Raw genomic sequence first — 472 nt, forward strand, 5'->3', positions numbered from 1 at the left:
GTCATGGGGCGGCTCTCCGTGTCCAGCCATGCGACGAGGCGCTGGACGGTGGCCCAGGTGTGTTCCATGGCGGGTGAAGGTACCGGGTCAGCCGCTCAAGGTGAGCAGCACTTCCTCGATCTCCTCGCCCCGTGCGTTCGCGAAACCGCGGTCCCTGCCGGTCACCACGAATCCGCACTTCTCCAGGACCCGGATGGAGCCGCCGTTGTCCGCCGCCGCCCGAGGAGCGCGAGGTCACGTACTGGATCGGGCGGCAGCACTGGGGCCGTGGAGCGGCTACCGCCGCGCTGCGAGAACTGCTCGCCGTCGTGCCGGAGCGGCCGCTGCACGCCCGGGCGGCGGCGGACAACGGCGGCTCCATCCGGGTCCTGGAGAAGTGCGGATTCGTGGTGACCGGCAGGGACCGCGGTTTCGCGAACGCACGGGGCGAGGAGATCGAGGAAGTGCTGCTCACCTTGAGCGGCTGACCCGG

Annotated in this window: 1 pseudogene; it reads left to right on the forward strand. The window is 70.6% G+C overall.

Features of this window, described 5'->3' with window-relative positions:
• Nucleotides 1-218: 218 nt before the first annotated feature.
• Nucleotides 219-467: pseudogene (locus CCN51_RS45805) on the forward strand (GNAT family N-acetyltransferase); the annotation flags it as partial.
• Between the last annotated feature and the right edge of the window lie 5 nt (nucleotides 468-472).

Source organism: Streptomyces milbemycinicus (assembly GCF_002154605.1).
Classification (GTDB): Bacteria; Actinomycetota; Actinomycetes; order Streptomycetales; family Streptomycetaceae; genus Streptomyces; species Streptomyces milbemycinicus.